Origin of the sequence: Microbulbifer weihaiensis (genome assembly GCF_048323715.1) — a bacterium.
GTDB lineage: Bacteria > Pseudomonadota > Gammaproteobacteria > Pseudomonadales > Cellvibrionaceae > Microbulbifer.
In genome coordinates this window covers 107592-132101 of record NZ_JBLWFL010000006.1, presented here as the reverse complement: position 1 = coordinate 132101, position 24510 = coordinate 107592, and the positions used below count along the sequence as shown (strand labels likewise).

Genomic DNA, 24510 nt, shown 5'->3' with positions numbered 1-24510 from the left:
TTTACCAGGCACGACTTACCAGGCATAGTCCAGCCGCAGGCCAATCAGCGGCTCGGCTTCGCTATCATCCTCAACTACAACGCCCCGACGGTAATCAAACTCAGACTCGTCGCTCGACGATGCAGCCGTTACGTTGATGACATCGAGAAAGGCGGTTACGTCGATGGGGCCAAATGCGCGCCGGTAGTCAACGCGAACGTTGAAAGAACCGGCACCACTGGTGCGGCCGACATTCCGCTCAGTGATCTCCTTCGAGTAGCGCAGAGGCTGCCCCGCTGCCAACACGTCCGAGTGAATAATAAAGAGGTCATCTGGCGTACCGGAAAGGTATTTGTAGCGCCCGGCGACCTTCCAGCGGCTGCTGATTTCCCAGGTCAGGCCGAGGGTAGCCACATGCTCGCGGCTGAAGTCAGCGGCAACGTCACCGCGACCGTCTTTCCGGTCGACTACAGCATCGTTGTACGAATAGGTTGCAGTAGCGTAAATGCCCTCGCGAATCATACCGTTGGCCACAATATCAACGCCGTACGATGTGCCGTCACCAATGTTCGCAAAGGTTCCGCTTGCCCGGTCAAGGTCTACCACCAGGTTATCGAGATTTTGATAATAGGCTTCCGTCAACACCGACCAGTTGCTGCTCGGGAAGTATTCATAGCCGATACTGGCGTGGGTAATTTCTTCATTCTCAAGATCGTTCGCCTCGTTAGCGGCAAGATCCAGGAACCGTGGTGACTGATGGAACAGTCCGGCAGTCGCAAAATATCGAACCTTTGTACTCGGCCGCCAATTGACGCTGAACCTGGGCGACGCAAAGCTCTGGTCGGCAAAGCCGTCGCGTTCAAACCGCATACCTGTGCGGATATCCCAATCGCCCTGTTCAAACAGCTGCTCTACGTAACCGGCGTAGTTGGTTTCCTTCTGGACGAGCGAAGAGTTGATGCTCTCGGGCGTCAGTACAATAAAGCGCTGATCGGGGTCTGGCCTGAAATCATCATCGTCATAGACATATCGGATCCAATCACCATCCAGGACAGTGTTATAGTCCAGTTCAATCTGCGTGACTCGAGTACCGGCACTGAATACGCCCCACTGGTTTACCATCTCGAAGTCACTGCGCCAGCCGATCTCCGTCTCGGCCTCACCGACGGTAATAATGTCTTCCCGCACCGGAAAGCTGGACGCAGGCGATCCCTCAGGTACGAGATCAGGAAATGATTCACCCTCTGAACTGACCTTGTCGCTTGTGCGGTAGTACACCTTGTTGGTCCAGACAGCGTCTTCACCGACCAGGGAGCGCAACGTCATACCGTACAAATCACTATCCTGTTCAGAATCCTGAAGCGACGCATCTTCGAAATTGGGCGAAGCAAACACGTGTGTTACGCCGCGGGTATAGTCCTCGTGGGTATCCATCAACAGAATTTCAAACGTGTGGTTCTCGTTAACGGGTATGACCGACTTCACGATCACGTCTCTCAAGACCGGCTCACCGATATCGAGCTCTTCGATCGTTTCAAACAAGGCACCGAAATCCAGCCGTCGGGCAGAAACGAGCAAGGTAGAGTCTTCAGTGATACCGGTAGGACCGTCATAACCAATTTCATAGCCCGCAAGGTCGTAGCGGAAACTGGCGGAAGGACTGGGATTGCCGTCTGCGACATCCAGTTTGAGCAGTGATGCCGCCCGGCCGCCATAAGCCGCACTCCAGCCACCCGGTGAAAACTCGGCACCGCTGATCACATTCGGTGCGAAAATCGAGAAGCGGCCGCCACCACCGACATCTTCCTCTTCACCCAGCGTCGCATCAAAGTGCACCGCTTTATCAAAGGGAAAGTCATCAACGAATATCAGATTATCCCGCGGGCCACGGCCGCGCACGCTGAAGCTCGCGAACTCACTGGCGGATGCCAGGCCCGGTAAACCATCGAGCGAAAGCAGCGGGTCTGCGCCGCCACCAACCGCACTGCGCAACGCCTCTCGATCAAGGAAGGTGCTGCTAACGGACAATGCTTCCGCCTGCTGTGCCCGGACCTCGACTTCCTCAAGCGCCTGCTCGCCAAGCTCGAGTTCAACCTTGAGGTTTTTGCGCGTAACCACGCGGATGCTTGGCTCATACAGGGAATTGAACCCGCCTTTGGCTACGCTCACCGAGTAGAGGCCGGGGTCGAGCTGGTCAATGACGATGCGACCTTGTGCATCGGTCTGTACAGATCGCGTGGTATTGGTTTCCCGTTCCTCGAGCGTGATCTGCACGGATGAGAGAGGCCGGTCGGTATACTGGTCTTTGACGATGAACGTCAGTGCGCCGGGCGCCTCTGCGGCGTGTGTGACAAGTGGTAATCCAATCAGGTGCGCCGATAGAGCCAACCACGATACCTGTCTCAATTGCTTGCTCATGTTGCCATCCCCAAATATTGGCCGTATTTATTTGATGAAACGCCGGGAGGTTAACAACATCAATGTAACTAAAAAGTCGCCGGGATGTGAAAGCTAGGTGAAGGCGCCAAAGCTGGCCAATAATCAACCAGCTGTAATGAATGAAGCTGCCTTCAGAAAAACATCCAGAACAGCGCTTTGCGCACCTGGGTACCACTGCTCTCGATACTATTTGAATCCCCTTTCAAGTCAACGGCTTAACTTCCCTGCCATGGGATTGACCTCAGACAACGCTCAACTGGCAGTCTACAAACTTAATTCCGATTAAATATTGAACAGACTGACAAAAATTAATGCTCCTGGCGACGAAACTCGCCTTCGCGACGCTGTTCAAGCGTCATTGCATCGCAACGGTGGGCGATTTTGGCATGTAAAGTTGGTTGTTTTTTAATCTGCCGAAAATGGCTGTATTACACTTTTTATTCCATGGGTATTTAAGGAGTTACCTTGAATGAAACGGATGTTGAAATTTTCACCGATCTTGGCACCTCTGGCTTTGGCGCTGAGTACTACCGCCTCGGCGGGCCCCCTCGGCTTGACCGGACCACAGGACTTCATTGTCCGTGTCGGCGGATACTACATTTCCGCAGGAGACGACGAGGTTAGCTTTGTCGACGACACTTTCCTGTCTGGCGATGCATTTCGCTCTAACGTCGATCCCGGTTCCGAGTGGGGCTGGTATATGAACCTCGAGTGGAAGCCTGTGGAGCATTGGGGTATCGAGCTTGGCTATATGGATGGTGACAACCATACGAGCAGTCACGCTGATAGCTTTTTCTTGCAGGATCTGGAAGGTGTCGAATATCGCGACGTGACCAGATTTGATGCCGATATCAGTACCTTAAGCCTGAAGTTCTACCCCCTCGATGATACCTGCATGGTGCAGCCCTATATCGGTGGTGGAATTAGCTATACCGACTTCAGTACCGGTAGCCTTAACCGTTTAGTGCGGGACGACCTGGCTGAGTTTGATCGGCGCGGCGACTTCGATATGGGTTCGTCCTGGGGATATACCTGGCAAATGGGTATGGATTTCAACTTCGGACGCGAAAGTTCGTGGCTGGTCAATGTCGCCGCGGTGTACACGCGAGCCGATACCGATATGCGGTTACGGCGTCTGGATGACGCCCCACCCCCCCCGGCGGTAGAGCGGGTTTTGGAGTCCTATTCCGGGGACTACATCTATGACCCCTGGATGTTCAATCTGTCAGTAGGGTACAAATTCTCCTTCTGACGCTCCAAATCCGGCAAATTATCTTGGGCGCTTCGGCGCCCTTTTTTGTGGACAGGATCAATCGATCTGACGGCGTGTTTCACGTGACCGGCCGGTACGCTGCTCACGCTCCAGGCGCACCTGATCGCGCTTATCAATTTTCTTTTTGGGCTGCTTTTTCTTTTCCTTTTCCCTTGGCTGCTCGTTCTCTGGCTGCTCGCGCTCCTGGCGCGGAGCTGGCTTCGCAGTAGCATTGCGCTGATCATTTGGTGCATTACGCTGGCGCTGGGGCTTGCCGCGCAGGTTTTGTGGCTTGGGCCTATCGCGCACCGCGCGGCGATCGATTGCCGGGCGCTCTATTGCAGGAACAACCCGCGGGTCGCGAATGCCGGTTGGCTTGTCCGCAAGTTTAACTGCCCGTACGTCCCGGCCTGGATTCGGGCGTGGATTCCGGTGTTCACTACGGCGATCCCCACTCCGGTTATCCACCTGGGACACCCGTGGCTTTGGCTCGCCTATGCCAGCAAACCTCTGTTCGCCGCCTCGGCCACGATCCTGGCCGTGCCCACGACGATCCTGCCCCTCCTCACGACGATCATGTCGATGCCCGTTGCTGTCATGCCGGTCCTGCCGGTTGTAACCGTCGTCATGATCGTGCCTGCGCGGCGGTCTGTCGTGGTGTCCTCCGGCATAGTGATGGCCATGGCGGCGCAAGCGCGTATGCCAGCGATCATTGAAATTTGCCGAGATATAGAAATTGGGGGCTGGATACCAACGACCACCCCAGTGACTGGCACTGATCCAATGATCCTGATACCAACGATAGTAACGCCCCTGTCGATAGAAAACGTCGCTGCGGTCGTAGAACACGTAAACGCCGAGGGCATCGTCGTAGTAGCGATAGCCGGGGTCGGTGATCACTGAATAGGAGTAAACCGGAGGAGCCTTCCGGACATAGGTGCTCCCGACGACCACCGGCGGGGCTGCCGGGTAGGTGACACAGCCACCGAGCGTCAAAGTGATGGTGAGAGCGGCGAGTAATCGGTATGGGAACTGGCGCATGGTGCGTTTTCCTTGGATTCACACCTGCTTTTTAACCCGGCGCAACTTAATCGCCCCTGAATCTACTGGCAAATGAACCGAGAACAACCAATGCCGAGAAATGAACACAACCCCATAAATTCAGCTAACGTTCAGAAATCTCGATTTTTACGCGCTCATCTTCATTAGTAATAAATGGCAACATTCGGCTCGCTGTCAGCCATGCAACACCAAATGCAAACAAACCTGTCGCTTCGACATAGTAAGTCAACCGCTGAGTAATACCGCTAAAATCTACCCAGTTCAGAATATCGAGTAACTGTACGGCCATAGCACCAACCAGAGCTACTGCGCAGATTCTATAAATTAGCCCCCTAACCTTCGCCTCTTTAGAGTTCTTTCCTTTCGCTCTCAGGTAAAACAGCCAACAAAATATTGCGAGGATAATGAACATTGAGATTGCCGAGGCCGTATGGACAATCCCGGTCATCGTGGCTTCTCTAGCTGCTCCGTCATCAAACCGGCCGGTAAAGCAATCGCATGGGAAAAATGCCACGGCTGCGACAGCGACTGCTGCGATTTTACTTAAGACAGCTTGAAACAATGAGTAACCATTGTACGACCAGAGAAAAGCCGAAATTACGCAGAGAGATCCAACGAATACATTTCGGGCATTATCCGTTAAATGATATGACAGGCTAATCGAGCTGATACTGACCCCAGGCGTCAGCAAGTCCGTAAAAATCGCGAGTGACAAAGCGATAAATCCCACGATGAATTTAGCCGTGTGATGATCAATCTCTGTGTCTAGTGGTTTCCTATCCATGGACCCAGCCTCATACGTTCGGAGTTACCAGCAGGTGGCCGTGGGTGGTCATCAACACCCAGGCATGTACCTGAATATCGAATTTCCTTGCACACTATTTTAGCCAACCGGCGTAGACGACCAAGCCCTGTTCTGAACAGAAGCAAACCTGCCAGTTGTTGCCCCACTATGTAACATGCTGTCGAATCCCCGCAGGTCCGAGGCGCGGCAATCTGGCCATCGAGCTTGCCCTTCACTTTTTGCTATGGCCAAAGACTAATGAATGGAAAACTCAGTGGGAGCAAATGGGTGTCATAATGTTGATCTGAACCTATTTATTCAAAATGTTGATCTGACCCCATTTATTCAAATTTGCCACTTTATAGAAGATAAATTATGTGCGAAATTTGACCTACGCTCACCCGCCCACTGTATGTTTACACACTCCTAGCGCGTCGCTACAATCGTGATGCCTGTCACATTCTAGAACATGTAGGGCCATAACAAATAACCTCTTCTAAATAAAGGAAGTTAAGGACAGGGTGATGTCTCAAGAGAAACTTAGACGAACGCCATACCAGTCAAAAGTTCGGTGGCTATATAGCTGGGTTCATCCGACCCCAGAGGGATGGGTAACCACAGACTGGTACAAGAAGTGGTTAGACTTTTCTTCTCTCTCGATTCTTATTGCTATTCTTACGTGTGGAATTACAGGCTGGTTCGATTTTGGGTTTTCTTGGAGCCTGAAGGGAATAAATAAATCAGTTTTTGAAGTATTAAAACTTCCTGTTGGAATCGCTACAGCTGAGCTTGCAGTCCTTGCCTTAATGGTTTCCAACTACCGTGCGGCACAGCAACAGCGGCAAATCACCGCATCAGAGTCTCACAATAATTTCACAAACTATTTCAAACATCGCGATTATCTAGAAGAAAAACTAAATGGTCTAAAAAGGGACCAACACTCACATCCACACAGTATATTAAAGAGTTTTGACATCGACAGGATACACCTGAACGCCTTCCCAGGAGCAAAGACTGGAGACCTCTCATGTCTAGATTTCTTTTCTGATGCATGCGCACTTTATAACAAAGCGCACAGAATCATAGAAAATGTCAATATAAAACAAGAATCGTTCCCAGATGCAAAAAAAACAGCAAATGAGTTACTTCAACTCTCGTTGGAGGTAAGAGACCAAATCATATTAGAAATAAACGGCTTCGGATTTAAACATGGCTTGACGTTTAGTAATCCTAATCGATTTTCTGTTCCTGAAAACTACCCAAAGGAATCGACTGAGCTTTTTCATATTCAAACTTTTTTACATATGGTCGCAGAAATAATTTCAAAAATCATATCATGCGGATTCACTGATGAGAGCTTAAGTCAGCAGGAAGCAATTCAAAATTTAGGTAAGAAAATGGCATGGAATATGAGCAGGTACCTTGAACTTGCACCCATGAAAAATTAGGAAAAATAGGAACCAATGTGAGACAGTTTTTTACCATAGATCATCATAAATCCATACTCGCAGAAGCCCGTTCAAAAATTAGCCTAATGAAGGCTAAAGATGAATTCGAAGAAAAGAGAAATATTCACTGTAGGTTTATTCTTACATCAATGAATAAGGAATCCGAACAATGGGATTCTCGATGCCAATTAAATATTGAGTGGATAGGAACAAATCTAACCGGCTCCGCCCAAGAGATAAACGGTCTAGATGACGAACAATTAAGCAAAGAACATCTTGACAACTTTGCATCAAGCCTATGTAGATTTCTGATGGAATTCTATGCTTCTAGCGGTGGTGAATTTAGCTTTGAATTTAACGCTGCAAAGTCGTTTTTCTTTGATAATTTGGAAAAATTTGAGTATGAAGCTAGAGAACAAATAAAATTTGCCCAAGTTAGCATGCCTTTGGAGATGTTTAGACGTGTAACCAATAGCGAGGCTATAGGAAGCATTAAGGAATTTAATGGTTCCGTTGGTAAGATTAATGCTTTAACTAAGCAGCTAGACGGGGAAATCATTAAGAAAACTGAAGCTGTTAACCAGCTTAAGAATTCCCTAGATAAATACAAAACAGCTTTTAACTTTGTCGGCTTGCATCAGGGTTTTGATGAACTTGCGACCGCAAAAAAAGGGGAGCTAGTGGTTACTCTAATGGCCCTTTGGGGGATTGGCTTACTAACATTTGCTCCCGCAACTTTTGAGCTTGGATATTTAATCAAAAACGCTGACGAAGTTAATACATCATCCAATATATTTTGGATGTCTCTTTTCCCGGTAATCTCCATCACAGCATTGCTAATTTACTATTTCAGAGTACTCCTCTTTAATTTTAAATCTCTCAAGTCCCAGCTTATTCAGATAGAACTAAGAAAGACACTCTGCCGTTTTATTCAAAGCTATTCTGATTATGCCAAGGAACTAAAAAGCAAAGACAATGAATCACTTGCAAAATTTGAGAATGTAATATTTGCCGGTATTGTGTCAGGCGATGAAAAACTACCATCTACCTATGACGGCCTTGATCAAATCGGCGCCCTCATAAAATCATTAAAAACCTAGATGCAATTAAACGCCCGATAACCCCACTCAAAGTTAGGGGGATGCTTAGAAATGGAACAAGAAAAAGAAACGGATTTTAACCAGGATCACACATTTTCCGGAGTGTTTGTGCTTCACATATGGAGCGAAGACAGGGATAAATTTATAACTCTCTACAGAGGTGGTGTAACGCTCGGCTTTCAGCCATTAGTAGGGATGAAAATTGTGTCTAGCACCAACAATTTCACCATCCATGATATTGCGTGGGACATAGAAGAAAATACATTCCGAGCACATATTGTACAGATAGAACATGACGCTCTCGACTCATTTATCGACATAGAGTATCTAGTTAAAGAAGCTGAACGGATCGGATGGAAAAGATCCAAGGGAGTTTTTGGTGAAATTCAGGAAGCCGAAAATTCCGAATTCAACGAATACTGCTTCCCACTCAGAGAAAAGCTTACACAAACGATAGAATCAGAAGACAGAGATGAGAGATTTAAAAAAGTTGTTCTAGATTCTTTGACCGAGTTAGGACAGAAGCTTGCCTCCATGGATTCTTTGCAACCAGTGACTCTGATCATTGGTGTAGTTATAGGAGCTGTTATCTCAGCAGTGATGCAGGCTGTAATATACAGACTGAAGTCATCTACTCTAAAATAGATACGAAAAAAGGGAGAAGGATACGCAATATTGGAGTCAGAGCATGTAGGAATATTGGGGCCAGAGTAAAATATTGGCACCCTATACCTCCGTAGCATCCACTGTCAAAACGTTACTCTGACCCCAATTATTATTCATCTAAACCCATTCCGCAAACATTTAATCCTTCGACGGCCGACTTCATCGCCCTAACGCCGCCGGCAGGGGCAGCTTACCTTTTGCGCCTTTTGCGCGAAAATGGGAGCGTAGCGACCTGCGCAAAATGCGCGCAAAGTAAGCTGTCCCGAGGAGGGCGGTAGGCCTGGAGCGAATCGCCCGGCCTTGTTAAGCAAATGACTGCACAAGAGCCATGGCCAACCCCGCCACCATTATAACTAGGCCCAAAATAAGGCCATATCTTACTCTACGAGCCTTTATATGTGCCCTTTGTCCTTCTGCAACGATATCCGGATTATTTGAATCTAAGAACCTTTTAGAAAGAACCCAATTGAAAAGTGAAAGCGTATTACCTAGGTCTGCGAAAGAAAACCCTGATGGGGCCCCAAGAAATTCCTAGGTCGCTGGATCTTTATTATTTAAAAGAACTGCTAAGTTCGGAAATCGAATTTGCAAAATACTTACAGCGAAAATCAGACATCCTGTTATAGTTACGATCATCTCTGGCTCTCCATTGCTTAACGCCGTCCCTCTGCCGCGCTTTGTTATGCGTACTCATGCAGTGTATATAAAAGACCACCTTCCATCAGATCTTCGTTAAACAGATCCGGATACTTACTTAGCAAAACTTGGTACTTTACCTTAAAAAAGTCATTATTTCCCAAGGCATAGCAGTATCTATTTAGAATATGATAAGACGACAGGTTATTAGGCAACCTATCTACCCTCATATGCTCAAGAAATTCATACCGCTCTAATAGAAGCCAAAACAGATCTAAGTTGTTTAGGCCATCATGTCTTGGGATGCAGTTGAGAGCAAGTGCCGGAAGCAAACTTACCGGCACAAAGCTTCTTACAATACTTGCGTAAAGCTTTTCAACATTTTCGTTTTCCGAAATTGATTTTCGATCTGACAAATAGGAAGCGCTATATTCACGATTGACATTTTTTATGTTGTTTTTAGCTATATATTTAAGTATTTGATAGAGTATTCTAAAATACTGTGAAACTTCAATGTTTGACAAAATATGATTTTGTCTATTTTTCAAAAACTCATCTACACCATTTTTCTCTGCCACGGTCTCTAGATTACTCAAGAAATAGTGATAATCTGAATCTTTGCTGAATACTCTCTGTATCGATTGATTGTGTTGCTCGAGTAAAGAGTAAAAGGTTGTTTCAAACTTCTGGATTTCTTGGTTTTTAACTTGCTGTTCATGTGCAACGGCACTTTTATCTAAAGCGGATATGGCTGTATCTAATTCCTTACGCTGCAAAAATACTGTATAGATAAGCGCAAAGAATGAAAGAGAAGCAAAAATGGCTCCAACGGTTCCACCAAGAAATGATCCAAAAGCTGCCCAATCTGCCTGATTCTCACTGAGATCACCATTAAATATTCTGAAATATTGGGAAACAACTAGCGCTGCAATCAATATCGCAGAAATACAAATTGTATAAACTCTTCTTTTTGACATAGTTAAAATTCTTATTTGACTCTTACTGACGCATAACGGCGCAATCAGACGTGGCTTGCTTTGTGTGCTTTTTGCACGAAAATGGGAGCACATCGACCGTGCAAAAATCACACAAAGTAAGACGTCGGCTGCATTGCTTTGTTATGCCTTTTTAGGGGTCAAACTAGACGTCTCTATTCAGTGGGCATTTGACAACTAAGATTCGTAAATAGTTTAAACCGCTAATTGTAATAAGACGGATCTTCTGGATAGCTTTGTACTATTTTATCGTGTGCACAGCTTTCGAGTTCTCCGTTCTCTTTCATCATTTCAATGAATTCATCCTGCTTATTAATATCTTCAATTCCAATTGATAATGCATAATTTCTTAAAACCTGGGCACAAGCTTCCATCGCTAAACTGCCAATCATTGCCTGGAGCCCACTGACATTCACATTCTGGGGATTTAATCCGTTCATACGCTTGAGCTTCTCTTCCATCAAGTCACTCGCACTTGAAACTGTGGATAGCACCAGTAACGTACAACCAAAAAAAGCGTATTTTTTCATTTTTTTCCTTTAATTTTCATAACAGTTAATTCAAAAGACGCGTCTATTTATCCAGCTGTCGTCTATCCACGAGGCACGCTTTCCCCCAAAGTGGATAAAACCTAAATTTTTCATAAGTTGAAATATCGTCACGCCATTCTATCGGTGTGATAACGCGACGCGTCGAAATTAATTTTTTTGATTGACGCCTCATGATCATATTAAGCGGTCCTTCAAAGTCAATGACTTAGAAGTATTTCTCAGTGGATAGACGACGCGTCTCGTGATCTTGGCCGGCTGAAAAGGAGGTTGGCTATTTACCGTACACGCAATAGGAATTTTGAGGTTCAGAATATGTGTCAGGGGGCTACTGCCTCCCTGACGAGCCATTACAAGAAAACGTAAAAGCGAATAGAGCAAGCAAATAAGTCAAGCGACCCTCAGCTCAGAAGGAATCACCGGGCACCCGCACCCACCCTTCCATAAGAATCCGCGCACTGCGGCTCATAATGGCCTTGGTGGCAGTCCACTGCCCGTTGGCAACTTCCGCTTCCGCGCCGACCCTCAGCGTTCCAGAAGGATGGCCAAAGGTGACAGCATTGCGCTCCCCTCCCCCAGCGGCCAGATTGACCAGGGTGCCGGGAATGGCGGCGGCAGTACCGATGGCCACCGCAGCGGTGCCCATCATGGCGTGGTGTAGCTTGCCCATGGAGAGAGCGCGCACAAGCAGGTCGATTTCACCCGCGTCCACTTGCTTGCCGCTGGATGCTGCATAGCCCTTGGGTTCCGCTACGAACGCGACCTTGGGGGTATGCTGGCGAGCGGCTGCCTCTTCCACCGTTGCGATCAGGCCCATGGCCTTCGCACCATAAGCACGAATAGTCTCGAACATGGCCAGCGCCTTGTCGTCACCGTTGATGGCTTCCTGCAGTTCGGTGCCGGTGTAACCGATATCCGCGGCGTTGACGAAGATGGTCGGGATGCCGGCGTTGATCATGGTGGCTTTTAATGTGCCGACTCCCGGCACTTCCAAGTCGTCCACCAGGTTGCCGGTGGGGAACATCGCCCCTTCACCATCCGCCGGGTCCATGAATTCGATCTGCACTTCGGCCGCCGGGAAGGTGACGCCGTCCAGTTCGAAATCACCGGTCTCCTGCACTTCCCCATTGGTGATGGGTACGTGGGCGATGATGGTTTTCTTGATGTTAGACTGCCAGATGCGCACGGTGCAGATGCCGTTCGCTGGCACGCGCTCTGCATCGACAAAACCACTGTTGATGGCGAAGGCACCGACGGCGGCGGTGAGGTTGCCGCAGTTGCCGGACCAGTCCACAAACGGCTTGTCGATGGAGACCTGGCCAAACAGGTAATCCACGTCGTGCTCCGGCTGCTCGCTCTTCGACAGGATGACGGTTTTGCTGGTGCTGGAGGTGGCTCCCCCCATGCCGTCGGTCTGCTTGCCGTAGGGATCGGGGCTGCCGATCACCCGCAGCAGGAAGTTGTCGCGCGCGGCGCCCGGAACCTGTGCGGATTCCGGGAGATCCTGCAGGCGGAAGAACACGCCTTTGCTGGTGCCGCCGCGCATGTAGGTGGCGGGGACTTTGATTTGGGGTGCATGAGTCATTGTGGTTCTCACACTGTTCGTCGTCCCGGACTTGATCCGGGACCCAGTGCCCCTGGATGCCGGATCAAGTCCGGCATGACGAGGGTTTGTTGGATCCCGGATTGGGTCCGGGATGACGAGGTTTTTTTCTGGATCCCGGCCTTCGCCGGGATGACGAGGAGTTGGTTTAGGCGCTGGCTTCGGCTTCGAGGAAGTCGTTGGCGAAGCGCTGCAGTACACCGCCGGCTTCGTAAATGGAGACTTCTTCGGCGGTATCCAGGCGGCATTTCACCGGCACTTCTACGGTTTCACCATCCTTGCGGTGAATCAGCAGGGTGAGGGTTGCGCCCGGGGTGCGGTCGCCGAGTACGTCGAAGGTTTCGGTACCGTCGATGCCCAGGGTCTCGCGGGTGGTGCCCGGCAGGAACTCCAGCGGCAGTACGCCCATGCCGATCAGGTTGGTGCGGTGAATGCGCTCGAAGCCTTCCGCCACAATCGCTTCCACACCGGCCAGGCGCACGCCTTTGGCGGCCCAGTCGCGGGAGGAACCCTGGCCGTAGTCGGCGCCGGCGATAATGATCAGCGGCTGCTTGCGGTCCATGTAGGTTTCGATGGCTTCCCACATGCGGGTGACTTTACCTTCCGGCTCAACGCGCGCCAGCGAGCCCTGCTTCACTTCACCGTTTTCGTCACGCACCATTTCGTTCAACAGCTTCGGGTTGGCGAAGGTGGCGCGCTGGGCGGTGAGGTGATCGCCGCGGTGGGTGGCGTAGGAGTTGAAGTCCTCTTCCGGCAGGCCCATTTTCGCCAGGTATTCACCGGCGGCACTGCTGGCCAGGATCGCATTGGACGGCGACAGGTGGTCGGTGGTGATGTTGTCACCCAGCACCGCCAGCGGGCGCATGCCTTTCAGCGCGCGCTCACCGGCCAGCGCACCTTCCCAGTACGGTGGGCGGCGGATGTAGGTGCTCTGCGGGCGCCAGTTGTACAGCGGCTCGCCCTTCTCGGATTCAGCCTTGGCCAAATCGAACATGGGGATGTAGACCTCGCGGAACTGCTCGGGCTTCACGCTCTGTTTGACGATCGCGTCGATCTCTTCGTCGCTCGGCCAGATATCTTTCAGGGTGACCGGGTTGCCGTCTTTGTCGTAACCCAGGGTGTCTTTCTCGATATCGAAGCGGATGGTGCCGGCGATAGCGTAGGCCACCACAAGCGGCGGCGAGGCCAGGAAGGCCTGCTTGGCGTACGGGTGAATACGGCCGTCGAAGTTGCGGTTGCCGGAGAGTACGGCGGTGGCGTACAGGTCGCGGTCGATCACTTCTTTCTGGATTTTCGGATCCAGCGCGCCGCTCATGCCATTACAGGTGGTGCAGGCAAACGCGACCACGTCGAAGCCCTGTTGCTGCAGTTCCGGCAGCAGGTTGGCTTCTTCCAGGTACATTTTTACGGTCTTGGATCCCGGTGCCAGGGAGGTTTTTACCCAGGGCTTGCGGGTCAGGCCGAGTTTATTGGCGTTGCGTGCAATCAGGCCCGCGGCAATCATGTTGCGCGGGTTGCTGGTATTGGTGCAGCTGGTGATCGCGGCAATGATCACCGCGCCGTCGGGCATCAGGCCCTCTTCTTCCTTCCACTCTTTGGCGATGCCACGGTTGGCCAGTTCGGATACCGGCAGCAGTGCGTGCGGGTTGGACGGGCCGGCCAGGTTGCGGGTAACGGAAGACAGGTCGAACTTGAGTACGCGCTCGTATTCGGCATTCTTCAGGCTGTCTGCCCACAGGCCGGTTTCTTTCGCGAATTTTTCTACCAGCGCTACCTGCGCGTCGTCGCGGCCGGTGAGTTTCAGGTAGTCGATGGTCTGCTCGTCGATGGCGAACATGCCGGCGGTGGCACCGTATTCGGGCGTCATGTTGGCGATGGTGGCGCGGTCGCCCAGGCTCAGGCTGGAGGCGCCTTCGCCGTAGAATTCGAGATATGCACCCACCACGCGCTCGCGGCGCAGGAATTCGGTCAGCGCCAGCACCATGTCGGTACCGGTGATGCCGGGCTGCAGTTTGCCGGTCAGCTCGACGCCGACGATGTCAGGCAGGCGCATGTAGGAGGCGCGGCCGAGCATCACGCTCTCGGCTTCAAGACCGCCCACACCCACGGAGATTACGCCGAGCGCATCCACCATCGGGGTGTGGCTGTCGGTGCCGACGCAGGTATCCGGGAAGGCAACGCCTTCTTTCACCTGCACCACCGGAGACATTTTCTCCAGGTTGATCTGGTGCATGATGCCGTTGCCGGGCGGGATTACGTCGACGTTTTCAAATGCGGTTTTGGTCCAATTAATGAAGTGGAAGCGGTCTTCGTTGCGGCGCTCTTCCACTTCGCGGTTTTTTTCAAACGCGTTTTTTTCAAAACCGGGGTGTTCGACGGCCAGGGAGTGGTCGACGATCAGCTGGGTGGGCACCACCGGGTTTACTTTGGCGGGGTCACCGCCCTTCTCTGCAATGGCGTCGCGCAGGCCGGCAAGGTCCACCAGTGCGGTCTGGCCGAGAATATCGTGGCAGACGACGCGCGCGGGGAACCAGGGGAAGTCGAGGTCGCGCTTGCGTTCGATGATCTGCTTGAGGGCGTCGGTGAGTTTTTCTGGCTCACAGCGGCGCACGAGGTTTTCTGCCAGGATACGGGAGGTGTACGGCAGTTTTTCATAGCTGCCCGGCTGGATGTTTTCGACTGCTTCACGAGTGTCGAAATAATCTAGGTCTGTGCCGGGGAGTTTTTTGCGGAATTCGGTGTTCATCGTATATCACCCGTTCGGGTTGATTGGTGCTTGATGTTCTTCACTCGTCATCCCGGACTTGATCCGGGATCCAGTGCTCGCGGGTGGTTCGGTGGAGCTGGATTCCGGCCTTCGCCGGAATGACGAGAGGGCCGGAATGACGGGGTAGTAAAGTAAAAATTAACGCTCAGCGATCGGAGTCACTTTACGCAGTTCCGGGCCGGTGTACTCGGCACTCGGGCGGATGATGCGGTTGTCGGCGCGCTGTTCAAATACGTGGGCGGCCCAGCCGGTTACGCGTGACATTACGAAGATCGGCGTAAACAGCTTGGTGGGGATGCCCATGAAGTGGTACGCGGAGGCGTGGAAGAAGTCGGCGTTACAGAACAGCTTCTTCTCGCGCCACATAACTTCTTCGCAGCGTACGGAAACCGGGTACAGCACGGTGTCACCAACGTCTGCAGCCAGCTTCTCGGACCACTGCTTGATGATGGCGTTGCGCGGGTCGGATTCGGTGTATACCGCGTGGCCGAAGCCCATGATCTTTTCCTTGCGCTCCAGCATGCCCAGTAGTTCTTTTTCCGCTTCGTCGGCGGAAGAGAAACGCTCGATCAGTTCCATCGCCGCTTCGTTGGCGCCGCCGTGCAGCGGGCCGCGCAGGGAGCCGATGGCGCCGGTGATGCAGCTAAACAGGTCAGACAGGGTGGAGGCACATACGCGCGCGGTGAAGGTGGAGGCGTTGAACTCGTGCTCTGCGTACAGGATCAGGGATACGTTCATTACCTGTGCATGCAGGTCGTTCGGCTTTTCGCCGCGCAGCATGTGCAGGAAGTGGCCGCCGATGGAGTCGTCATCGGTTTCGGTTTCGATGCGCACGCCGTCGTGGGTGTAGCGGTACCAGTAACAGATGATGGACGGGAATGCGGCCAGCAGGCGGTTGGCGCGATCCTGTTGCTGCTCAAAGGATTCTTCGCCTTCCAGGTTGCCCAGCATGGAGCAGCCGGTGCGCATGACGTCCATCGGGTGTGCGTCGGCTGGGATGCGCTCGAGCACTTCGCGCAGGGCCAGTGGCAGGCCGCGCATGGTTTTGAGGATGCCTTTGTAGTCCGCCAGCTGGGCTGCGGTGGGCAGTTCGCCGTTGAAAATCAGGTAGGCGACTTCTTCGAACTCGCAGTTTTCTGCCAGGTCTTTGACGTCGTAGCCGCAGTAAGTGAGGCCGGAGCCGGATACGCCTACGGTGGAAAGTGCGGTTTTACCAGCTACCTGGCCGCGCAGGCCTGCTCCGCCAACTTTTTTCTCTGCCATCTCTTAAGTCCTCTTTTCTCGCGAATTATTTCTTTATGGATTGTTACTTCTTGAACTCTTACTTCTTGAAGAGCGCGTCGAGCTTGTCTTCAAACTCGTGGTAGTTCAGGTAGTCGTACAGTTCCGCGCGGGTCTGCATGGTGTCTACCACGGCCTGCTGGTCGCCATTGGCGAGGATGCTGGTGTAGACGTTTTCCGCGGCCTTGTTCATGGCACGGAAGGCAGACAGCGGGTACAGCACCATGTCGGCACCGGATTCCGCCAGCTCGGCCTTGTTGTACAGCTTGGTTTTGCCGAACTCGGTGATGTTGGCGAGGATCGGTACATTCAGTGCATCTTTGAACGCGCGGTAGTGTTCCAGTTCGGTCACGGCTTCGGCGAAGATGCCGTCGGCGCCGGCTTCGATACACGCCTGGGCGCGCTCGATGGCGGCTTCGAGGCCTTCCTGCGCGAACGCATCGGTACGGGCCATGATGAAGAAGTCGTCGTCGGTACGGGCATCCACCGCGGCCTTGATGCGGTCAACCATTTCCTCTTTAGAAACGATCTCTTTGTTCGGGCGATGGCCGCAGCGCTTCTGCGCCACCTGGTCTTCGATGTGCACGGCGGCGGCGCCAGCGCGGATCATTTCCTTGATGGTGCGCGCGATATTGAACGCACCGCCCCAGCCGGTATCGATGTCCACCAGCAGCGGCAGGCTGGAGGCGGCGGTAATGCGGCGCACGTCTTCCAGCACGTTGTCGAGGCTGGTCATGCCCAGGTCCGGCAGGCCGTAAGAGGCGTTGGCAACGCCGGCACCGGACAGGTAGATCGCCTGGTGGCCGATGCGCTCGGCCATGATCGCGGTGTAGGCGTTGATGGTGCCGACAACCTGCAGCGGCTGGTTGTCTTTCAGGGCCTGGCGAAAACGTGCGCCGGCGGATTCAGGTCTGCTCATAAACTGCCCCTGTTCTCTCATTTAATCGGTTTTGGAAAGTTTCTTTTCGATGTTGCTGCGCGACGCGCGGATGTGGCGTCGCATCAGGATTTCGGCCAGCTCGCCGTCACCGGCCTCGATGGCCTCGATGATGTGGCTGTGCTCGCGGAAGGCGCGGTGCGCGCGCGGGCTCGCCATACCCAGCTGGTAGCGGTACATGCGCACGCGGTAATAAAGCTTGTTGCAGAGGGTGTCGATCAGCAGGTCGTTGTTGGAGGCCTGCACGATGCGGAAGTGGAAGTCGAAGTCCCCTTCCGGCTGGAAGTAGGCGGTGCCCTTCTGCAGCTCTTCCTGCTGCTCGTGGCGGTGCAGCATGTGGCGCAGCTCTGCCAGGTCTTCTTCGCTACGGTTCTGGGCGGCCAGGCGACAGGCCATGCCTTCGAGCGCCTCGCGCACGTCGTAGAGTTCCAGCAGGCCGCGCTCGGTAAGGTCGACCACCCGCGCGCCCACGTTGACCCGGCGCTCCAGCAGGCCGAGGGACTCGAGCCGCATCAGGGCTTCACGCAGGCTGCTGCGGCTGGCGTCGAAGCGACGGGCGAGCTCAGGCTCACTGACTTTGCTGCCGGCGGCGATGTGGCCTTCGACAATTTCACTGCGCAGCGTCAGGAACAGGCGATCGGCCAGGCTTCTTGCGCCGGCCATGGAATCCCCGTCTTCCCGGGCAGGCGCGAAGTCCCCGCGCCCCTGATCTTTGCTCGCTGCAGTCTCGCTCACAAATCCACCACCGCTTGATTGTCGACAGTTTTATAGTGCGAGGCAGGTTAAACGGCCAATTTAGCGTCGTCAACCCTACTTTTGTCGACAACCCGAAAGCAAAGCGGTGACTAAAAGGTCATTTATGTAAATACGGAAGAAATGAGCGCCCAAACCGGAATTGCCGCAGGTTTCAGCAGACGGGGGTTGCACACGGCTATCATAAAATCGAACAATCGTGCCGATAGGAACCGGCATCTGAATGGTAGTCTTGAAAAGGTGATATGGGCATAATACCCGCCGCCCAACTCCGGGCCGCGCTCACACCTGTTCACCCTATCCTTTCAGGGTCGTAATTGCGTGGAGGAGCCGCTCATGGAGACCGACCATGTAGGTGTGTTGGGCTTCTGAATTTTCCGAAAGGCAACCTAGGATCGAGCAGACTAGAATCATGCCCAAAAGTATTATCCGGCGCTGGTTGCCAACCCCCGAGCAAGTGCGCGCCAATAATGGCTTGAAGTTTCTGGGTAACCTGCTTCACGACCCCAACCTGTTTCACCTGAACCGTCACTCAGTATCCGTGGCGTTCGCGGTTGGCATTTTTACCAGCTTCCTGCCGCTTCCCGGGCAGATGCTGATTGCCGCCCTGCTGGCACTGTGGTTTCGCTGCAACCTGCCGCTGTCGATGATCCTGGTCTGGATCAGCAATCCGGTCACCATGCCCGCCATTTTTTACAGCACCTACAAACTGGGCGCCTGGCTGCTGGGCACGCCGCCGCTGGAGTTCCGGATTGAGCTGTCGTGGGAGTGGCTGACGCAGGAAGTGGGCCGGATCTGGCTGCCACTGTTTTCCGGGTCGCTTATCTGCGGGCTGTTCTTCGCCACCCTCGCCTACTTTGTGATGCAGGCGGTGTGGCGCTGGCATGTGGTGAAACGCTGGAAACAGCGGCTGGAACTGCGCAAGGCGCAGTTGAAACAGGGCAATTAAGCCCGCCCTCTTGCCCCTTCTCTCCTACCCCCCTTCTTGTCTTCCCGGACTCGATCCGGGATCCAGCTCAGAAGTAATCCAAACCCCCGCACTGGATGCCGGATCAGGTCCGGCATGACGGTATCTGTGTGCATCATCCCGGACTTGATCCGGGATCCAGCTCAGAAGTAGCCCTAACCCCCGCACTGGATGCCGGATCAAGTCCGGCATGACGGCGGGAGATCAATAGTCGTGACGCAAGGCAGCGGCCGGTTGAACCCGGCTGGCCTGGCGGGCCGGATACAGGGTCGCAATCAGGCTGAGCAGGAAGCCGGCGCCCACCACCAGCAGCACATCGCCCCACTGCAACTCTGACGGCAGGTAGTCCACCGGGTAGACGTCGGATTTCAGGAACTGGATGCCGAACAGGCTTTCCAGCCCCGCCACCAGGTCGGTGACCACCAGCGAGCCGAGCACACCGAGTGCCCCGCCCACCAGCACGCCGATTAGACCCACCAGCGCGCCCTGGCTGACAAAGGTCAGCAGGATTTCGCGGGTGCTGGCGCCCATGGTGCGCAGGATCGCGATATCCCCGTGCTTGTCGATCACCACCATGACGAGGGTGGACACCACGTTGAAGGCGGCGATAGCGATGATCAGGAACACCAGCAGGCCGACCAGGTTGCGGGACATCTGAATCGCCTGGTACAGGTTGCCGTGGGTGCCGGTCCAGTCGTTGCCGTAGTAGCCCTCGGCGGGCAGCTGCCGCAGCAATTGCTGGAACACCACAAACGAGCGCAGCATGTCTTCCACCCGCATCTGTACCCCGGCGCCGCCAGCGCCGCCGGCGAGTTCTTTCGCCTGCGCCCAGTCCACCAGTGCCAGCGAATGATCCAGCGCGGTGCCCGAGTGGAAAATATCCACCACTTTGAAGCCCGCAAGATGCGCGGCGGCGCGGCCGCCATTTTCGGCATTGCCACTCTGCGGCACCACCACGGACAGGTGCTCGCCCACGGCGATCTCAAGCTTGTCGGCAATGCCCTTGCCGAGAATGATGCCCGGCTGCAGCGGGTCGGACGTCAGCGCGTTGAAGCTGTCGGGCTGCAGGAACTCGGCGATGCTCGACACCTTCACGATGGTTTCCGGGTTCACCCCCTGCACCAGCAGCGGGGTGACTTCGAGACCATTGCGCGCCAGGCCATTGACCTGCCACACCTCGGCGGCGGCGGTCACGCCGGGAAAGGCCTCCACCTCATCGCGTAGCTGCTGCCAGTTGATATCCGGGCTGGCGTTGTACACGGTGGCGTGCGGCATGATGCCGAGAATCCGCTCGCGCAGCTCGCGGTCAAAGCCGTTCATCACCGACATCACCACGATCATCAGCGCCACGCCTAGGATCAGGCCGATCATCGACAGGCCGGAAATAAATGACACCAGTCCGGCGGAGTCATGCCCGCTGCGCTGGGCGCCCGCGTAACGCAGGCCGATAAATGCGGGAAGCGGCTTAAACATGCTCACCCTGCTGCCAGCCTTCCACCAGCTGGCCGTCTTCCAGGTGCAGGCAGCGATCCAGCGCGCCGGCCAGTTCCGGGTCGTGGGTGACGATGATGAAGCTGATCCCGGTTTCCCGGTTCAGGCGATCCATCAGTTTGTGAATCTCGTGCGCGGTGTTGCGATCCAGGTTGCCGGTGGGCTCGTCCATCAACACACAGGCCGGCTTCGCCACCAGTGCGCGGGCGATGGCGACACGCTGGCGCTCACCGCCAGACAGCTGCGCCGGTTTGTGGTCCAGGCGCTGGCCGAGGCCGACGGCCTCGAGCATTTCCTGCGCCGCTCCGCGGGCTTCACTCACGGACTGCTTGCCAATCAGCAGTGGCATGGCGACGTTTTCCAGCGCGGTGAATTCATTCAGCAGGTGGTGAAACTGGTACACAAAACCGAGGCTCGAATTGCGCAGCCAGCCGCGCTCGTTGGCGTTGAGACTGGCCAGGTTCTGTCCGGACACCCACACCTCGCCAGTACTCGGCGTGTCGAGGCCACCCAGCAGGTTCAGCAGCGTTGACTTGCCGGAGCCGGACGCGCCGACGATCGCCAGCCGCTCGCCCTTCGGCACCTGCAGTTCGACGCCGCGCAATACCTGCAGCTCGTTGCTGCCCTGCTTGTAGGTTTTGCTGAGCTGGTGACAGGCCAGCACGATTTCTGCGGACGGCTGCGAGCGCGCCTCTTCCGGTTTGATTTCCACTTGGCTGTTCATCTGGTTTGTCTGTGCTCTGTTCGTTTTCCCGCAGGCGCCTGTTTGCAGGCACCTGCGGCAGTATTTGGGTTATTCGTAGCGCAGTGCTTCTGCCGGTGCGATCTGGGACGCACGCCACGCCGGGAACAGGGTTGCGAGCAGGCTCATGATCACCGCGGCACTCAGTACCATGGCGGCGTCGCCGGCACGGAATTCCGACGGCAGGAAGCTCACAAAAAACACCCGGGGATCAAAAATCTTGGCGCCGAGGAAGTTCTCCACCCAAGACACCAGGTCGGTCAGGTTAAGGGCGATCAGGGTACCGAGCGCGGCGCCAATGAATGCGCCAATGATGCCTATCGCGCTGCCCTGCACCACGAATACCGCCATGATCTGGCGCGAGGTAAGGCCCAGTGTGCGCAGCACGGCGATGTCTGAGCGCTTGTCCGCCACCATCAGCACCAGGGCCGAGACGATGTTGAACGCCGCTACCGCGACAATGATCATCAGCATCAGGGTGACGACGGTCTTTTCCATCTTCACCGCCTGGAACAGGCTGCCCTGGGAAAGGCTCCAGTCTTCGCCGGTGAAACCTTCACCCAGGCCGGCGGCATAACCTTCCACGCGGCCGAGGGCATTGTTCATGTCATCGAACTTGAGCTGCAGCCCCTGCACCTTGCCCGGCATGCGCAGCAGGCGCGCGGCGTCTTCGATGTGCATCAGGGCCATGTTCTGGTCTACCTGGGCACCCACCGAAAATACGCCGGCAACGGTAAAGCGTTTGGTGCGGGGGAAAATACCGGCGGGGGTGATCACCACTTCCGGCAGTGTGAGGATGACGCTGTCCCCGGGAATGACCCCGAGCTGGCGCGCGAGGATGCGGCCGAGGACAATTTCGTAGCTGCGCGGCTGCAGGGTATCCATGCCGCCCATCAGCATGTTTTCGCCAACGGCGGAAACCTCGCGCAGGGCCTCGGGATCAATGCCCTGGAATTCGACGCCCTGGGACTGGTTATTGGCACCGAGCAGCGCAAAGCCGCGGACAAAAGGACTCGCCGCCACCACGTGCGGCTGGCCGCGCAACTGGTCGGCAGCGCCCTGCCAGTCGTCCAGGCCATCTTTGTGCTCCACGAACCCATGGGGCACCACCGCGAGGATCCGCGTTTTCAGCTCCCGGTCGAAACCGTTCATTACCGAAGTAACCACGATCAGCGCAAAAACGCCCAGCGCCATTCCCAACAGGGAGAATCCATTAATAAAGGAAATAAACTGCTGCCGACGGCGGGCGGCCACGTAGCGGAGGCCAATATAGAGGGGTACAGGTTTTATCATGTGGCTGATTTAAGCGGAAAAACGCCAAGAAATCCAAGCATTTACGCACAATACTCGGAGCCGTCTTACAAGTGTGACCGCAGATTTCAGCGGGGATTCCACTTGCCCAGTTTTTCTTTCAGCAGCTTCAGGCTGGCTTCATCCCAGCCCTCGGGCTGGGTGAGCTGATACCAGGCGTGCACATAATCTTCCGGCGCGTAGCTGTGGCCGTAACCCATGGGCGCAATACCGGCGTGCATATCCATTCCCAGCTGCAGCATGGTCACGATCGGGTACCACTTCAGATCCGGCGACACATCCCGTGCGCGGGGCTTCTCCATCCATGCCGGTTTGCGGTAGGCCGCCGCGGGATCGAAAAAGACGATGGGGTCACTGCCGTGCTGCAGATAGGCGATGCGGAAGTCCCCCCAGGGCTGGCCGCCCTTCTCGTAGCCGCCGAAATGGTTGCCGAAACGCACTACCGAGCCGCCGCGAAACTCCGGCAACCAGGCCGGGGAGCCCTCATCGCGATGGGCCGTGACCATGCGCCAGGTGTCGGAGCGGAATGGCGGCCCTGTCCAGAGCGCGCCGTGGAAGGGATCGTCGATGATGTCGTAGAAATCAAAGGATCGGTCGGAGTTGAGCGCGCCAAGGCTCAAGCCGAACAGGTACAGTTTTGGCCTGGCCTGCTTGGGCAGGTTGCTCCAGTGGCCATAAATGGCCTGAAACAATGCCTCCGCCGTCTCGCGGCCGTAGGCATCCTCGGTCATCAGCGCGATGGGGCTGGGCAGGTAGGAGTACTGGGCGGCGACGCTGGCGATATCCCCGCGCATCAGGTATTCGATGGAATTGATCGCCCCGGGATCCACCCAGCCGGTACCGGTAGGCGTAATCAGGATCAAATTCGCGCGATCAAAGCCCCCTACCCGCTTGAGTTCTTCCAGTGCCAGACTGGCCCTGGCCTCCGGAGTCTCTGCCGCGTTAAGCCCTACATAGACGCGGATCGGGTCTTTTGCGCGACCGGATACCTCGGCTATATCTTTTTCCTTTGGCCCGAGCGCCAGGTAACGCCGCCCCTGGTGCCCCATATCCTGCCAGCGCAACAGCGAGTCCGGGCCACCAGCCTGGTTGGCCCCGGTTGGCGCCTCCATATCCGGCGCGATGCGCGCGTCCAGCTGCTGGTATATGGCATCTACTTTATGCAGCGCTGCGCTGAGCACCACATCACTGATCACGGAATAGAACAACAGGAACGCGGCCACCAGCCCCAGCAGCGTGGCGACCCGCCGCGGCACCCGGCGCTGCAGCTTGCCGGACAGGAAATAGAACAAGCGCCGGAACAGTTTTGCGATCAACAGCAGCACAAGAAACACCAGCGCAGCAACCAGCGCGACTGTAAACGGGCGGACCCCGGGCACCTCTTCCAGCCCCATCAGCGCCCGTACCGAGTTCTGCCAGCTGGTTGCCTGCAACAGGAATCCCACGGCCAGCAACACGCACACTGCGGCAACCAGCCAGCGCAACACTGCGCGGGTTCGACCGCTGACCGCCGGCAACTCCATATAGTGCCAAAGCCAGGCCGCGAACACGCCGACGCCGTAGCCGGCAACCGTGGACACACCGGAAATCGCCCCCTGCACCACGCCTTCCCGCGGGATGAGCGAGGGCGTCAGGGAAAGCGCAAAGAAGATGGTACCTACCAGCAACCCTGCGGTAGAGAATTGAAGCGGGAGTCGCATCCGTGACTGCCTGATGGGTCGAGTTGAAATATCAGCCTAGCATATTGAC

Annotated in this window: 19 protein-coding genes; 5 read left to right on the top strand and 14 right to left on the bottom strand. The window is 54.7% G+C overall.

What is annotated here, in order from left to right:
* Window positions 1-15 precede the first annotated feature (15 nt).
* Window positions 16-2397 carry a TonB-dependent receptor gene (locus ACNKU7_RS08765; RefSeq protein ID WP_418296593.1) on the bottom strand — a complete coding sequence of 794 codons (2382 nt, stop codon included), beginning with the start codon at window positions 2395-2397 and terminating at the stop codon, window positions 16-18.
* A 490-nt stretch (window positions 2398-2887) separates the two neighbouring features.
* Here ACNKU7_RS08765 and ACNKU7_RS08760 point away from each other — a divergent pair, with 490 nt between their 5' ends.
* On the top strand, window positions 2888-3670 hold the full coding sequence (locus tag ACNKU7_RS08760) for an OmpW/AlkL family protein (protein ID WP_418296592.1): 783 nt from the start codon (window positions 2888-2890) through the stop codon (window positions 3668-3670).
* A 57-nt stretch (window positions 3671-3727) separates the two neighbouring features.
* Here ACNKU7_RS08760 and ACNKU7_RS08755 read toward each other — a convergent pair whose 3' ends face one another.
* Together ACNKU7_RS08755 and ACNKU7_RS08750 are read right to left on the bottom strand one after the other, a co-directional pair.
* On the bottom strand, window positions 3728-4711 hold the full coding sequence (locus ACNKU7_RS08755) for a hypothetical protein (RefSeq protein ID WP_418296591.1): 984 nt from the start codon (window positions 4709-4711) through the stop codon (window positions 3728-3730).
* 124 nt (window positions 4712-4835) lie between these two features.
* Window positions 4836-5516 carry a DUF998 domain-containing protein gene (locus ACNKU7_RS08750; protein WP_418296590.1) on the bottom strand — a complete coding sequence of 227 codons (681 nt, stop codon included), beginning with the start codon at window positions 5514-5516 and terminating at the stop codon, window positions 4836-4838.
* 524 nt (window positions 5517-6040) lie between these two features.
* Between ACNKU7_RS08750 and ACNKU7_RS08745 the strand changes: the two genes are divergently transcribed.
* Genes ACNKU7_RS08745 through ACNKU7_RS08735 form a run of 3 tightly spaced genes read left to right on the top strand, consistent with a single transcriptional unit; the run spans window position 6041 to window position 8709 of the window.
* A complete protein-coding gene (locus tag ACNKU7_RS08745) occupies window positions 6041-6964 on the top strand; it encodes a hypothetical protein (protein ID WP_418296589.1) in 924 nt (307 codons plus the stop codon).
* A 17-nt stretch (window positions 6965-6981) separates the two neighbouring features.
* Window positions 6982-8064, top strand: coding sequence for a hypothetical protein (locus ACNKU7_RS08740; protein WP_418296588.1), 1083 nt, complete (start codon window positions 6982-6984; stop codon window positions 8062-8064).
* A 51-nt stretch (window positions 8065-8115) separates the two neighbouring features.
* Window positions 8116-8709 (top strand): hypothetical protein, encoded by a 594-nt coding sequence (locus ACNKU7_RS08735; protein ID WP_418296587.1) that lies wholly within the window; start codon window positions 8116-8118, stop codon window positions 8707-8709.
* Window positions 8710-9410: 701 nt separating this feature from the next.
* Here ACNKU7_RS08735 and ACNKU7_RS08730 read toward each other — a convergent pair.
* From ACNKU7_RS08730 to ACNKU7_RS08700, 7 genes are all read right to left on the bottom strand, one after another.
* Window positions 9411-10343, bottom strand: coding sequence for a putative phage abortive infection protein (locus ACNKU7_RS08730; RefSeq protein ID WP_418296586.1), 933 nt, complete (start codon window positions 10341-10343; stop codon window positions 9411-9413).
* Between the two features lie 221 nt (window positions 10344-10564).
* Window positions 10565-10891, bottom strand: a complete 327-nt coding sequence (locus ACNKU7_RS08725) for a hypothetical protein (protein WP_418296585.1) — start codon at window positions 10889-10891, stop codon at window positions 10565-10567.
* Window positions 10892-11315: 424 nt separating this feature from the next.
* Entirely contained in the window at window positions 11316-12494 is a 1179-nt protein-coding gene (gene prpF, locus ACNKU7_RS08720) for a 2-methylaconitate cis-trans isomerase PrpF (RefSeq protein ID WP_418296584.1), read from the bottom strand.
* A gap of 166 nt (window positions 12495-12660) precedes the next feature.
* Complete coding sequence (acnD, locus tag ACNKU7_RS08715; protein ID WP_418296583.1) at window positions 12661-15258, bottom strand: Fe/S-dependent 2-methylisocitrate dehydratase AcnD; 2598 nt, start codon at window positions 15256-15258, stop codon at window positions 12661-12663.
* A gap of 159 nt (window positions 15259-15417) precedes the next feature.
* Entirely contained in the window at window positions 15418-16542 is a 1125-nt protein-coding gene (gene prpC, locus ACNKU7_RS08710) for a bifunctional 2-methylcitrate synthase/citrate synthase (RefSeq protein ID WP_418296582.1), read from the bottom strand.
* A gap of 58 nt (window positions 16543-16600) precedes the next feature.
* Entirely contained in the window at window positions 16601-17479 is an 879-nt protein-coding gene (prpB, locus tag ACNKU7_RS08705) for a methylisocitrate lyase (protein WP_418296581.1), read from the bottom strand.
* Window positions 17480-17500: 21 nt separating this feature from the next.
* Window positions 17501-18232 carry a GntR family transcriptional regulator gene (locus ACNKU7_RS08700; protein ID WP_418296580.1) on the bottom strand — a complete coding sequence of 244 codons (732 nt, stop codon included), beginning with the start codon at window positions 18230-18232 and terminating at the stop codon, window positions 17501-17503.
* A gap of 430 nt (window positions 18233-18662) precedes the next feature.
* Between ACNKU7_RS08700 and ACNKU7_RS08695 the strand changes: the two genes are divergently transcribed.
* Window positions 18663-19199 carry a DUF2062 domain-containing protein gene (locus ACNKU7_RS08695; RefSeq protein ID WP_418296579.1) on the top strand — a complete coding sequence of 179 codons (537 nt, stop codon included), beginning with the start codon at window positions 18663-18665 and terminating at the stop codon, window positions 19197-19199.
* Between the two features lie 222 nt (window positions 19200-19421).
* On the opposite strand, the gene ACNKU7_RS08690 is transcribed toward ACNKU7_RS08695, so the two are convergent.
* From ACNKU7_RS08690 to ACNKU7_RS08675, 4 genes are all read right to left on the bottom strand, one after another.
* Entirely contained in the window at window positions 19422-20690 is a 1269-nt protein-coding gene (locus ACNKU7_RS08690; protein ID WP_418296578.1) for a lipoprotein-releasing ABC transporter permease subunit, read from the bottom strand.
* Entirely contained in the window at window positions 20683-21432 is a 750-nt protein-coding gene (gene lolD, locus ACNKU7_RS08685; RefSeq protein ID WP_418296577.1) for a lipoprotein-releasing ABC transporter ATP-binding protein LolD, read from the bottom strand. Before lolD ends, ACNKU7_RS08690 begins: the two co-directional genes overlap by 8 nt.
* 69 nt (window positions 21433-21501) lie before the next feature.
* Entirely contained in the window at window positions 21502-22743 is a 1242-nt protein-coding gene (locus tag ACNKU7_RS08680) for a lipoprotein-releasing ABC transporter permease subunit (protein WP_418296576.1), read from the bottom strand.
* Window positions 22744-22829: 86 nt separating this feature from the next.
* The gene (locus ACNKU7_RS08675; protein ID WP_418296575.1) at window positions 22830-24461 is read right to left on the bottom strand and encodes an alpha/beta hydrolase; all 1632 of its coding nucleotides are present in this window, start codon (window positions 24459-24461) and stop codon (window positions 22830-22832) included.
* Window positions 24462-24510: the final 49 nt, after the last annotated feature.